Below are 12,757 nucleotides of genomic sequence, written 5' to 3' on the forward strand. Positions count from 1 at the left end.
GTCATGTTTTGATTTTTACTGTACTTACAACCTATAAAAGCTATGATATGGGACCTATTGGACTAAAGCCCTATGGGAGTGGTCTGACTTGAATTACTGCGCGATATCAGTTATCCATACAAAAATATTATTTCGGTCCATCTACATCAGCACTTTTAATATTATTTATACCAGCCCTCTGACTATATCGTAATTCACTATATGGTAATAAATACCTGACAAAATTATTTAAATAAGCTTTGCTTAATAAAACCCGACCATAGCGTTATTATTATCCCCTTACTACTCCATAAAAGTATTATCCCGCAATTAATCTCTTAGTTAATGAGAATTCTCTATAAGTATTTTTATGATTACATATTATCAAAACACTTCTTGAGAATAATCAAAATAAAGCGACTTCTCTTGCGGGATTTTGTGAAAAATATTGACGTAAATTCTAGGTTTTACTGTTAGAAATTTTATCTAATTCTAATTTCTAACAATGATATTTTCCAAAGTAACTTAAAGTTAATGTTTATATGTAACTGCGAACATTCGTATTAGATGCCAGGAAGAAAATTAAAGTTCTAGTTAAGATTGCAGGTTCAATTCAAGAAAAACATAGATTTGAGCCAAAAATAAGAAAAACTTATAATTCCTTTTCCGTACTCTATCTATATTTTGGTAGTAGTGAGATTTTATGTCTAGGAATGTTGAAATAAGGTTTCTAGATAAACCCGAGCAGCTTGACGATCGCTGTCTCCATTTTGAAGTAAAAACAGAGACAATGCTGCGGTCAAAACTCTATCTCGATCCCAGTCAGGATGCTTCTCCAAGTACTTGTTGAGGGATTCGTGTAGAGTTTCAGGAATTTCAGTAAAAATGCTAACTGTTGCGTTCATAAGATTTTTCTCTTAGTACAGTCTATCAATGGGAAACTTTGCTTTTAATAAATAATAATCTGTTGAAAACACCTTTGCTTTAGTTCAAAAATAAGTCATACATAACAGAGTTTTTCACAGAGCGATTGAGGAAACTACAAAAGCAAGCCGCATCATTGTGCGGCAAGAGGGGGTGGGTTTGTCAATGCTGCGAAATGTAAAGAAGGTATTTATAAAAAATAAAGACTCACGAGACAATAAGGGTTTGGAGTTATATTTTGTAATATATATTAATATTAACTCAGTCTATTAAATTAAAAACCTCGAATAGAAAAAATCCCCAGCGAAACAATAAAGAGCTTGTAAAACCGTAAAATGGTTGTGGAAAACTTCCATATTGCCTGTGGAAATGTTGTGGAATGAGTGAGGAAAACTTTCGTTAATGATAAGAATTACAAAAATATAGTTTGCACTATAGTTTTTTTTAATACACAAAATAATGACGTTACCTTTTCTGTCCCGCTTTGCTTCGTGGTTGCCTAAATTCGACCGCCAAGTTTGGATTTTGGCATCCGGTCGATTTCTATCAGAATTGGGTACGGGTTTCACCTTGTTCTATGCACCCATTTTCTTTGTCAATCAGCTAAATTTATCTACAACTGCCGTTGGTTTGGCATTGGGTAGTGCATCAATATCTGGGATATTCGGTCGAATTTTAGGAGGCTATGCTGTTGATTCTAGGTTTTGGGGGCGTCGTAGAACTTTATTGCTTTCTGCGGCTATTTCGGCTGTGGGCTCTTTTGTTTTAGCCGCGAGTTTTGATTTTGTCACCCTTATTATCGGAAATTTAATTGGCGGCATGGGAGCGGGACTGTATTGGCCAGCAACGGAAGCTGTGGTTGCTGACATAACTCGCCCGGAGCATCAACGAGAAGCCTTTGCCCTGAATAGATTAGCCGATAATCTTGGTCTAGGGATGGGAATAGTTTTAGGAGGAATTTTAGTTGTAGCTACGAAAAGTTATCGTGCTTTATTTGCGATCGATGCTATTTCCTTCGTATTATTTTTCGGTGTTATTTTTGTAGCAATTCAAGAAACTTATCGTCCCCAAAAAGGCGCTGTGGAAAAAACGCTACCTTTCAGTTCTTGGATAACAGCATTAGGGGATCGTCGTTTACAAGTTTTTATCAGTATTAATATTATTCTTACGACTTATATCTCTCAGTTACAGAGTACTCTTCCTATCTACTTCAAAAATTACATTCCAGGACAAGATGGGAAATTTGGGTTTACTGAAATAACCATCAGTGGTCTTTTTACTTGGCACTTGATTTTAGCTGTAATTTCTCAGCTACCTGTGGCGAAAATTCTCAACAGACTCTCCCATGCCCGAGCGCTAATGGTTTCTAGTATTTTGTGGGCTGTAGGGTTTATTCTGATTTGGGGTGCGGGTATCTCTAGCTCAGGAAATCTATATTGGGCGGCGATGGGTTTAGCTGCATTTGCCCTTGCTATCGTCTCCTATACGCCTTCTGCATCTGCTTTAATTAGCGATATTGCCCCATCATCCCAAAGGGGTGTTTACTTCTCTTTAAATTCCCTTTGCTGGGCTGTAGGTTACTTTATTGGACCCCCTTTGGGAGGTTGGGTATTGGATAAGCCAAGAATTTTTGTGGATAAGTTTTGGTTAGGCTTAGCTTTAAGCACGAGCATCACGATCACAATTTTGCGCTATTTAAGTAAAGTTATGGCTGATGTGGGTCGCAATCGGGAATAATTTTTTGGGAGTCAGGAGTCAGAAGTTAGGAGTCAGAAGTCAGAAGTCAGAAATCAGGAGCAAAAATTTACTCATTACTGTGCGCAATACCTATAGCTGCACTACCTACGGATCCGGTACGCTTACGCGCTTCTACGCGTCCCGCAATACCTTACGGTACGCTTGCGCTAGGCGCTAACATTACTGCACTGTGTACACTTACGTGTCCCGCTAGACCGCGCCGCGAGCGGCGAATGCTAACGCGCCCCGCTGTTCGCTGTAAGCGCGTCCAAGATGCACCTGCGGTTAACGCTAACATTACCCATTACCCATTACCCATTACCCATTACCCATTCCGTTACCAGTCTCTCTCTTACTTCCTTCTTTCTTGCAACTTTCGATAAACAGCTTTGATATCTACTTGGTGATGCGCTAAAGCCACAAGGGTGTGATAAAGTAAATCGGCAACTTCCCCTGCAATTTCATCAGGCTCGTCGTCTTTGAAAGCCATTACGACCTCAGCGCTTTCCTCACCAATTTTCTTCAATATCTTATTGTCCCCACCTTTGAATAACTTGCAGGTGTATGAGTCTTCTGAAGGGTTGTCTCTGCGATCGCAAATTACCTGAAATACTTGTGATAGGGTATCTGCTGGTGGTGGGTTGATTTTACCGTCTACTTGATGAAAGCAACTGCGTTCGCCGGTATGACAGGCAATATCACCTACTTGCTCTACACTGACCAATAAAGCATCGCTATCACAGTCATAGCGCATACTTTTCACCTTTTGTAGATGTCCTGAAGTTTCTCCTTTATGCCATAGTTCCTTACGAGAACGACTCCAGAACCATGTCTCGCCAGTTTCTAATGTTTTCTCTAAAGATTCTCGATTCATCCACGCCATCATCAAAACCGTACCATCTAAATAATCCTGCACTATAGATGGCACAAGACCCTTCTCATCGTAGTGAATCTGGTCGAGAGGTATGGTTTTATTTAAAGTCTTGGTTTCAAAAGCTTTGATTTCAGACGAAAGCATACCAACTACCCCAATTTCAATTGAAATTACTCATGGTTTAAAATACCATCTCCCAGAGAGCAGTTGGCATGCTTTCCCAAATATTCATGTTTTTTTATCTTAGAATTCAGCTTTAGACAATTGCATTGCCATGCATAGCCGACTGCATTTTGACAGCGCTTAAAGCGACCTGGTGAGCCTTAGGGGCTTCTCCATACCAGTGTATAGCCGAGTTGAAAGCAGCTCGGTAAATATCTTGGTATGCCTCAGATAAGCGAGTACGAATTTCCAAAGGCAAGTCTTGATTGGACTTATATAACATATTGTTATTTCCTGGTTCCGCTGTGTGCTGCTTATTTACTACGATATGAGTTCATAAGCAGTCTTTGACACTATCCTAAGATAGAGCTTTTAATTCCCTATTGTAGGAGATAACCTTGGTAAATACCATAACTAAAACTACAAAATCACAAGAAATCTTTGCTGCGGCTCAAAACTTAATGCCGGGTGGAGTAAGTTCGCCAGTTCGGGCTTTTAAGTCAGTAGGCGGTCAGCCGATTGTTTTTGATCGAGTTAAAGGTGCCCATATTTGGGATGTGGACGGTAATCAGTATGTTGATTACGTCGGAACTTGGGGACCAGCAATTTGCGGTCACGCCCATCCTGAAGTAATTGCAGCGTTGCATGAAACTTTAGACAAAGGTACTAGCTTTGGTGCCCCCTGTGCCTTAGAAAATGTTCTGGCACAAATGGTCATTGATGCTGTTCCTAGCATCGAGATGGTAAGATTTGTTAACTCTGGTACTGAAGCTTGTATGGCTGTTTTACGCCTTATGCGAGCCTTTACCAAGCGAGATAAAGTTATCAAGTTTGAGGGCTGCTATCACGGTCATGCTGACATGTTTTTGGTCAAGGCGGGTTCCGGTGTCGCTACCTTGGGTCTGCCGGATTCTCCAGGGGTACCAAAGTCTGTTACCAGTAACACTTTAACTGCGCCTTATAACGATCTCGAAGCTGTTAAAGCCTTATTTGCAGAAAACCGGGATGAGATTGCTGGAGTAATTTTAGAGCCAGTAGTTGGTAACGCTGGTTTTATCACCCCCGATGCTGGGTTCTTAGAGGGTTTAAGAGAAATTACTCAAGAGAATGGTGCTTTACTTGTCTTTGATGAAGTCATGACAGGTTTCCGCATCGCTTATGGTGGCGCTCAAGAAAAGTTTGGGATTACCCCTGACTTAACAACCTTGGGTAAAATTATTGGCGGTGGCTTACCTGTTGGTGCTTATGGTGGTCGTCGAGATATTATGTCTATGGTCGCTCCTGCGGGACCAATGTATCAAGCTGGTACTCTATCGGGTAATCCGTTAGCTATGACAGCAGGAATCAAGACACTGGAACTGTTGCAGAAACCTGGAACTTATGAGTATCTCGACCAAATAACCAAAAAACTTACAGATGGTTTATTGCAAGTAGCAAGAGACACAGGTCACGAGGTCTGTGGCGGTCAAATTAGCGGTATGTTCGGCATGTTTTTCAATGCTGGACCAGTTCATAGCTATGATGATGCAAAAAACTCTGATACAGCAAAATTTGGGCGTTACCATCGCGGAATGCTAGAGCGGGGTATTTACTTAGCTCCATCCCAATTTGAAGCTGGATTTACTTCCATTGCTCACACCGAAGAAGATATTGAGAACACTTTAGCGGCTGCGCGAGATGTAATGTCAAGTTTGTAATTTCAGACTGTAACGCTCTCTTTGCAATCATTTGTACCCAACCAAGTATCTTTATAAAGAATCTGTATAAGGTTCCGTGCTACTTTCGGTTTAACTTAATCTCTTTAAATTCCCCATAGCATTAATTTGTTTGGGGTATCTTACAGATGAAAACCCCGTCTAACTGTGGACGGGGTTTACAATTTTTCTAGTTTTCCTAGTATTGTTTAGTTTGGTACGCATAGACCTATGCCGCAGCACATTTACAACCAGTATGACCGCAACCAGAACCATCTACATGACCATTTGCACAAACTTCGGAACAATAATATTGGCCATTTTTGGCGATTGCATCTTTGAGTGAGACAATACACAGACAATCTGCACAAGCACATTTCATTGAAGTGACATCTGCCATAATTCCAGCCTCCTGAACAAATTGGCTATGTGGGTATATTACCAATTTGTTTAAAGGGAATAACGATTAAAATCATCTCAAAAGTTAAATAAAAGTTAAAGAAATGGGTGTTTTGTAAAGATTATTTCTAATAAAGCATTAATTAACAGATGACTTAATTTCTCTGCTATTAACTCTTAATTAACCTTGTGTCGTTTTCAAAGCTTCATCACGACGGGGTAATTTGAATGAAATTAACCAAGTGAGTGTCAAACATATAACTGCACCCCAAAGACATCCAGCCAAACCAAACGCCTGATAAAGTAAGCCCGATGTAATTGTTCCAAGCAACCTTCCACCAGCATTCGCCATGTAGTAAAAACCAACATTGAGTGCGACTTTATCACTATCTGTGTAAGCAAGAACAAGATAGCTGTGGATTGACGAATTGATCGCAAAAACTAAACCAAATATTCCTAGACCTAGAACAATCACCCAAGAAACTTGCCAGTTTAATTCTATAAGCGTAGCGATGGTTGCTGTCACGATGGTCAGAATGAAAACCCAAATCTGAGATGCAGCCCCATCAGGCACAATCCCATCTTGACGATTAAATAAGTTGGGTGCAATACCTTGTACGATTCCATAGCCAATCACCCATACAGCAAAAAATACACCAATCGCCATAAAGCTCCATCCCAAGACGGTTTCCATATAGATCGGTAAACCTACCACAAACCAGACATCTCGTGCGCCGAATAGGAAAAGGCGTGCAGCAGAGAGGACATTGATGGCTGGGGTTTTACTGAAAAGCTCTCTGAATGGGACTTTATCCTTTGTTTTACCCATATCTCTTTTGAGGAACAAACCGCTCAATGCCAAAACAATCCCTAGTCCAACGACCATAATCCAAAGAGAATAGGAAAAACCGACTGTTGTTAGCAGCGTGCAGCCTAAGAAAAAACCGACACCTTTGAGGGCGTTTTTGCTACCAGTGAGAATTGCAACCCATTTAAATAGTGTGCCTTCTGCATTTGGTGGTAAAACCAGCTTAATGGCACTTTTTGAACTCATCTTAGTTAAATCTTTAGCAATGCCTGATAGGGATTGAGATGCCATCACGTATGCGATCGCCACCCACTGCGGCCATGTCGTAGGTAATACTGCCAGCATACTGAGAGCTACAATCTGAATACCCAATCCGCTAAAGAGAGTCAGTTTGAGACCAAAGCGAGAACCAATCCAACCGCCAATGAAATTGGTAACAATACCAAAGAACTCATACAGTACAAAAAGAACAGCAACTTCAAGGGGGCTATAACCAAGGCGATAAAAATAGAGTAAAACTAACATGCGCAGCGCGCCATCTGTCAAAGTGAAACCCCAGTAGGCTGCGGTTACAAGTCCATAGCTCGTAATGTCGACTTGTTCTAACACATCAGTAGTGAAGTTTTCTACTTGCGACGATTGATTATTTGCAGTACTGGACATGGATTGTTCCTCACTTATTTTAAGAATCCAGCAACTTTTTCAGCCAAACCGATCATGCGATTAGCATAGCCCCATTCATTGTCGTACCATGCAAAGACCTTCACCAGTTTTCCATCAACTACCATGGTTGATTTGGCATCGATAATTGAAGAACGTGGATCGTTAAGATAATCAGAGGAAACCAGTGGGCGTTCTTCATATCCTAAAATGCCCTTTAATTCGCCCTCTGCAGCAGCCTGAAAAAGCTGATTGACTTCTTCAATAGTTGTTTCCCGTTGCACTTCAAATACAGCATCAGTTAGAGATGCATTGAGTAGGGGGACACGTACAGCAATTCCGTTAAGCTTACCTTTTAATTCAGGGTAGATCATTGCGATCGCAGTTGCTGAGCCGGTAGTTGTTGGAATCAGATTTTGAATTGCAGAACGCGAGCGACGCAGGTCTTTATGTGGCGCATCGACGATTACTTGAGTATTCGTTACGTCATGAACAGTTGTTACAACCCCACGTTCAATACCGATACCATAATGAATCACTTTAACAATCGGAGCTAAGCAATTCGTTGTACAAGAGGCTGCTGTAATGATGTCATGTTTGTCTGGGTTATATAGGTGGTCATTACACCCCATCACAATGTTCAATACTTCTTCTTTGACTGGAGCAGATACAATAACTTTACGTACCCCGTGGTGAAGATAAGTCTCTAGTGTATTTAGAGTCCGAAATTTGCCACTACATTCCAAAACTATATCAACACCTAAATCTTGCCATGGTACATCTTTTGGTGTCGTACCTTCGCTGAATGTCAACAGGTGATTGCTTTGCAGATCTTCTCCGAGTTTACCGTCAACCCGAATTTTTCCATTTTCAATAGAGGTACTACGTTCCCATCGACCATGGACGGAATCAAATTCAAGTAGATGTGCTGCTCCCTGTAAGCCGATAAATGGATCGTTGACGTGCACGAACTCTATATTTTCTGAGTTCAATCCCGCTCTTAAAGCAAGACGACCGATACGTCCGAAGCCGTTAATCCCTACTCGAATCTTCATTTCCCAAAATCTCCGCTTTCAAGTTCAATAAATCTCTGCAGCGTTCTATCAGCCTCTATCAGCCATAACCTATTGATTACTTCAAGTTATGCTGACATTTTCAGAAAGTAAAAATTAGTAAGCAAAAATGTTTTATTACTAAAAAGTTATTTTTAAAACATCACTCTAAAGTAGTAATTCATCAGATTGTAAGACTTTTTTCAAAAAAATGATGTTCTTTATTTAGCTATTATTTTCTTTCTAGGTAAATAATATTGTTAAAACAATAAATAATATTAAATGCTTGATAGTTTACCGGTAGTTATTTTATTGGGATTTTATATCGCCTGGAATCTGGGTGCAAATGATGTCGCAAATTCCATGGGGACTTCCGTCGGTTCTAAAGCTGTTACTCTAAAACAAGCATTAATCATCGCTGGGATCTTAGAGTTTAGTGGCGCAGTGTTATTCGGACATCAAGTTTCCAAGCGGTTAGCTGGTGAAATTATTAATCCAGAATTATTTGCATATCAACCTCAGATTTTAGTTACCGGAATGATCGCAGTTTTGCTTGCTTGCGGTCTATGGTTGCAAATTGCAACTTTTAAAGGTTTACCGGTATCTTCCTCTCATGCTGTTGTTGGTGCGATCGCTGGATTTAGCTGGGTTGCTGTAGGTGCAACTGCAATTGATTGGTTGTCAATTGAAGAGATTACTTTTGGATGGGTGTTAACCCCTGTGATTAGTGGTTTTTTTTCTACTTTTTTATACAAACAAATTCGTTTTTGGATTTTAGATAAACCAGAACCACTATCTTACTTGAGGGAGTGGATACCTTGGTTAAGCCTGATATTGTTTGGAATATTCGGTGCGATTGTTTTACCCACACTTACTCCAAAAATAAGTAATTTTTTACTCGAGCAAATAGGGATAAATATTCTCAAGCGTGATCTTTCCTTGTTTGCAGGTGTGACAGGTGCACTCGGACTCACCATTTACAGTTGGCGACAATTAGATGTAATTACGAAAAAACAAAACACTTCCTATTCCCAATCTCCGATTGAAAATATTTTTTCTCGCTTCCAGTTGGTCAGTGCTTGCTTTGTTGCTTTTGCTCATGGTTCTAATGATGTCGGAAATGCGATCGCACCTTTGGCTGCGATTGTATATATCAAAAACACTGGTAACGTTCCTGGTGATGATCTCAATATTCCGATTTGGGTTTTAATTGTTGGTGGAGTCGGTATCATTACCGGTTTGGGAGTATGGGGGAAAAAAGTCATTGCGACTATTGGGGAAAATATTATTACTTTGGAACCTAGTAGTGGATTCTGTGCTGAACTGGCTACTGCTACAACTGTTTTACTTGCATCCACCCTGGGTTTACCTGTTTCTACTTCCCATGCTCTAGTTGGTGCTGTTGTGGGAATTGGGTTAATGCAAAATTCTGATTCACTCCAGTTAGGTACTATTCGAGGAATTGCTGCAGCTTGGTTTATTACTATTCCTGTCAGCGCACTTTTAAGTGCAACTATTTTTAGTGTTTTGCTTCTGGTGGGTTAGAAAGACAAAGTAATCAAATAGGTAATTTTGCACTGACTAAGCAAAGAATATTTGAATGGTAAATAGTTGACGATTAATGTTTTATGGCTAATGTTTGTTTACAAGCAGATTTACTCATTATCTACATTTCTCATACTTCGATTGCTATTTGCGAACATATGGAAATTTATATTTGTAGGTAATAGTATTTTTTGTCACAAACTATCACTAGAGAAATACTATATGTTTAATAATTACTGGGGGCATTAAATTATTGTCAACTTGAGTAAATATCTCGGAGAGATGCAGAAAATAATTTTTATCTGAGTCACTCCAAATATTAAATCTCCAATTTTTTTTAGCTGTACTAAACTGAATTAGTCTGAGCGTTCTAGATTTTAGGTAAGTTTTTATGATAAAAATATGACTGTTATTGGGCTACGCATCATTTCAGTAAATATTTGTTACTAAGAAATAATTTTGTGTAAATAATTTTGTGTAAATATTTTTATATAAATAATATTTAGTCAATCTTATTTGATTTAAACTTTATGCTTTAATCTGGCACAATGCAGAACACAGCTAAACTGTCAGCACTAAAAAATAAATCAGAAACAGCTTCATCCTCAGAGGGTCAAAGGTAAAAGAGTAATGGGGCGATTTGAGAGGCGACCAAAAAATCCAAGATCCAATGGCGATCCATCCACAGCAGCACAGACCGCCTTAAAAGCTGTTACTGAGGATTTGCAAGTTATCCAGCGTAATTTGCTCAAGTCATTGCGAGAAGATATTAAGCGCTTAGAACGAGAGAAAATCCGTTTAGCGGACGATATCAGACGTTTACAGGAAGAAAAAGAACAGTTACAGCAAGGACGAGACTTGGGTGAAATTCAAGCTTTGGTACGCCAAGTCGCACAGGTTTTAGCAAATCATTTATCCACCCAACTTCAATCTTCATTGGAGAGCTTAGCCAATCGAGCAAGTGGAATTCCTTCTGGAAGCGAAAGTAATTTACAAAGTAATTTACAATTAAATGCTGCAGAATTTGAACAGAGTAACGCGCAGTTACTTGATGCTTTAGAAGGTGCTCTAACTGTCAGTTTGAGTTCCCTACAGCAAGAAATTAATAATTATCAAAGCAGTATTTCTCAACAGTTGTCGCGAATGTACAACCGACAACAGCAAGGAGAGGTGATTTTAACAGAACTGGTCGAACGTTTACGTGCGGAATTGGAAGGAGTCACAGAAGACAATTTGACTTTAGAAGCTTCCAGTCCTCCGATAGAACCAACACCATCAGAATTGAAACCAACTGAAGAAGAAGAAAGTCCTTTTGAAATTCATCCCAACTCGGGAATATATAACCGTTCTGGGGATACAAAACTACAAAACGATCTTTCTCCTGAAGCGAATGTAACTCCAATTCCTGCAAAATCAATTCCTGCAAGAGAAGTATCACCACAGGAAATTATTACCCCTCCACCTCAATCCGAACGGTCTGAGTCTCTTATATCCACATCTACAGACTCCTTACCAGCTATAACCCCATCAGCACCACCCCAAATTCGGCGCGACAATACACCCCAAGGGCGATCTACAAGACAGACAACACAAACTACGAAGCAACTAATAACGTCTCGTACTGGATTAATTTTAATTTTTCTCTCGTCTTTGGTGTCGGCACTTTATAATCTGACGATCAAGATTATTGTCCAACCAAACTCGGAAATTTTTGGCGTACTTGATATGGAGAGCTTGATTGCTCCAACTTTGGGTAATTCTATGTTGCTGTTAATGCTCAGGATGTTAGTGGTAGTACCGCTAATGTTTGTTTTAGCACCAATTCTTCATCCACGAGTATGGCAAGATTTACAAAATCTCATTAAATCATTTAGAGGAAAAGCATCTGCAGGGCGAAAAAATTCCAAGCGTCTCCTAATTTTATCAATTGTCAGTGGTAGCTTTTTATTTTTGTCCCAGGTATTGACTTATATTGCTCTTGGACAAATACCTACCGGAATGGCGACATCTTTAATATTTATCTATCCAGTAGTTAGTGGTCTTTTATCGTGGTTTCTATTTCGCGATCGCCCTTCTCGTTTTCGAGTGGGTGCAATGTGCACCATTGGTTTGGGAGAATTATTGCTTTTGGTTGCAGGTTTGGGGATCGGAATAGAGAATGTCACTAATGGAAGTAGTGCAGCTTTTGGTGCGGGGATCGCTTTTGCATTTTATATAATTTTCACTCGAATTTGTGCGGCGAAACTACATCCAATCTCTTTTACCGCAATCAATTTCTGTACGATGTTGGTACTATCTTTCATTGGCTTGATAATTCCCTTACCTGTGGATTGGGGTTTAGAAGTCAATCAAACAAACCTTTTTGACTTGATACTAATTAGTTTCGCTTTGGGTGTAATGACAATTCTTGGCTATTTACTGAATAATTTTGGAGTCCGCAAACTTGGTGCAACAAGAGCAGGAGTATTTGGTGCTATTGTGCCAGTTTTAACTGTAATTTGTGCGGGTATAATTATTCAGGAAGAATTAGGAATAATTCAAATTATTGGAGTTTTACTAATTACTTTTGGTGTTGCAGCTTTTAGCTTAGATAAAATCAAAAGTCAACCAGCAACTCCTCGCTCCAGATAGCTTTTAAATTTTTATTTGCTGTATGCCATAATGCAATATGGATGCTAACCCAAATTGCTAGTTATAGGCAAAAATTTTTATTTTAGATTCTTTTAGATACCCTAAATTTTCTTTTTTAGGGGGAAATTTGAATAGATTTCTCTCTTATTAAGGTAAGCTGCTTTATTCGAAAAAGGAAAATAGTAATAAAATTTTATAAACAAAGTGCCCTATCACTTTGGTAAAAGAATTAAATCCATTCTGACAAAAATATTAATCACAAAGTTCCTAAAAATTAGAATTGAAAAGTTAT

11 protein-coding genes are annotated in these 12,757 nt (G+C 39.3%); 4 read left to right on the top strand and 7 right to left on the bottom strand.

Translation table 11 applies throughout. From position 1 onward, the window contains the following. Positions 1 to 686: 686 nt before the first annotated feature. On the bottom strand, positions 687 to 884 hold the full coding sequence (locus tag BC008_RS13465) for a DUF2811 domain-containing protein (protein WP_058183586.1): 198 nt from the start codon (positions 882 to 884) through the stop codon (positions 687 to 689). 478 nt (positions 885 to 1,362) lie between these two features. On the opposite strand from BC008_RS13465, the gene BC008_RS13470 reads away from it, so the two are divergent. Next, positions 1,363 to 2,640, top strand: coding sequence for an MDR family MFS transporter (locus BC008_RS13470; RefSeq protein WP_153009581.1), 1,278 nt, complete (start codon positions 1,363 to 1,365; stop codon positions 2,638 to 2,640). A gap of 151 nt (positions 2,641 to 2,791) precedes the next feature. Here the strand turns inward: BC008_RS13470 and BC008_RS49460 are convergent, their stop codons facing one another. The 3 genes from BC008_RS49460 to BC008_RS13480 all read right to left on the bottom strand — a co-directional run bounded on the left by BC008_RS49460 (position 2,792) and on the right by BC008_RS13480 (position 3,959). Beyond that, entirely contained in the window at positions 2,792 to 2,938 is a 147-nt protein-coding gene (locus tag BC008_RS49460; protein ID WP_161938112.1) for a hypothetical protein, read from the bottom strand. Positions 2,939 to 2,992: 54 nt separating this feature from the next. Next, a complete protein-coding gene (gene hisIE / locus BC008_RS13475; protein ID WP_036267385.1) occupies positions 2,993 to 3,658 on the bottom strand; it encodes a bifunctional phosphoribosyl-AMP cyclohydrolase/phosphoribosyl-ATP diphosphatase HisIE in 666 nt (221 codons plus the stop codon). A 112-nt stretch (positions 3,659 to 3,770) separates the two neighbouring features. Further along, complete coding sequence (locus BC008_RS13480) at positions 3,771 to 3,959, bottom strand: ChaB family protein (protein WP_027845567.1); 189 nt, start codon at positions 3,957 to 3,959, stop codon at positions 3,771 to 3,773. 115 nt (positions 3,960 to 4,074) lie between these two features. Here BC008_RS13480 and hemL point away from each other — a divergent pair, with 115 nt between their 5' ends. Then, positions 4,075 to 5,373 carry a glutamate-1-semialdehyde 2,1-aminomutase gene (gene hemL, locus BC008_RS13485; protein WP_027845568.1) on the top strand — a complete coding sequence of 433 codons (1,299 nt, stop codon included), beginning with the start codon at positions 4,075 to 4,077 and terminating at the stop codon, positions 5,371 to 5,373. Positions 5,374 to 5,599: 226 nt separating this feature from the next. Here hemL and BC008_RS13490 read toward each other — a convergent pair whose 3' ends face one another. From BC008_RS13490 to BC008_RS13500, 3 genes are all read right to left on the bottom strand, one after another. Further along, positions 5,600 to 5,770: a metallothionein gene (locus tag BC008_RS13490; protein WP_058183587.1), complete on the bottom strand. Its 171-nt coding sequence runs from the start codon at positions 5,768 to 5,770 to the stop codon at positions 5,600 to 5,602. A 180-nt stretch (positions 5,771 to 5,950) separates the two neighbouring features. Then, complete coding sequence (gene arsJ, locus BC008_RS13495; protein WP_082650546.1) at positions 5,951 to 7,240, bottom strand: organoarsenical effux MFS transporter ArsJ; 1,290 nt, start codon at positions 7,238 to 7,240, stop codon at positions 5,951 to 5,953. A gap of 14 nt (positions 7,241 to 7,254) precedes the next feature. Next, positions 7,255 to 8,292 (bottom strand): ArsJ-associated glyceraldehyde-3-phosphate dehydrogenase, encoded by a 1,038-nt coding sequence (locus tag BC008_RS13500; protein WP_027845569.1) that lies wholly within the window; start codon positions 8,290 to 8,292, stop codon positions 7,255 to 7,257. A gap of 279 nt (positions 8,293 to 8,571) precedes the next feature. Between BC008_RS13500 and BC008_RS13505 the strand changes: the two genes are divergently transcribed. Beyond that, positions 8,572 to 9,834 carry an inorganic phosphate transporter gene (locus BC008_RS13505; protein WP_027845570.1) on the top strand — a complete coding sequence of 421 codons (1,263 nt, stop codon included), beginning with the start codon at positions 8,572 to 8,574 and terminating at the stop codon, positions 9,832 to 9,834. A 630-nt stretch (positions 9,835 to 10,464) separates the two neighbouring features. Next, positions 10,465 to 12,465: a DMT family transporter gene (locus tag BC008_RS13510; protein ID WP_027845571.1), complete on the top strand. Its 2,001-nt coding sequence runs from the start codon at positions 10,465 to 10,467 to the stop codon at positions 12,463 to 12,465. Positions 12,466 to 12,757 lie beyond the last annotated feature (292 nt).

Origin of the sequence: Mastigocoleus testarum BC008, from assembly GCF_001456025.1 — a bacterium.
GTDB classification, from domain to species: domain Bacteria; phylum Cyanobacteriota; class Cyanobacteriia; order Cyanobacteriales; family Nostocaceae; genus Mastigocoleus; species Mastigocoleus testarum.

Bases quoted from the DNA above. Each gene is read 5' to 3' on its own strand.
- BC008_RS13470 (WP_153009581.1), top strand. From the start codon at position 1,363: ATGACGTTACCTTTTCTGTCCCGCTTTGCTTCGTGGTTGCCTAAATTC.
- arsJ (WP_082650546.1), bottom strand. From the start codon at position 7,240: ATGTCCAGTACTGCAAATAATCAATCGTCGCAAGTAGAAAACTTCACT.
- BC008_RS13465 (WP_058183586.1), bottom strand. From the start codon at position 884: ATGAACGCAACAGTTAGCATTTTTACTGAAATTCCTGAAACTCTACAC.
- BC008_RS13490 (WP_058183587.1), bottom strand. From the start codon at position 5,770: ATGGCAGATGTCACTTCAATGAAATGTGCTTGTGCAGATTGTCTGTGT.
- BC008_RS49460 (WP_161938112.1), bottom strand. From the start codon at position 2,938: ATGTTAGCGTTAACCGCAGGTGCATCTTGGACGCGCTTACAGCGAACA.
- BC008_RS13500 (WP_027845569.1), bottom strand. From the start codon at position 8,292: ATGAAGATTCGAGTAGGGATTAACGGCTTCGGACGTATCGGTCGTCTT.
- BC008_RS13510 (WP_027845571.1), top strand. From the start codon at position 10,465: ATGGGGCGATTTGAGAGGCGACCAAAAAATCCAAGATCCAATGGCGAT.
- BC008_RS13480 (WP_027845567.1), bottom strand. From the start codon at position 3,959: ATGTTATATAAGTCCAATCAAGACTTGCCTTTGGAAATTCGTACTCGC.
- hisIE (WP_036267385.1), bottom strand. From the start codon at position 3,658: ATGCTTTCGTCTGAAATCAAAGCTTTTGAAACCAAGACTTTAAATAAA.
- BC008_RS13505 (WP_027845570.1), top strand. From the start codon at position 8,572: ATGCTTGATAGTTTACCGGTAGTTATTTTATTGGGATTTTATATCGCC.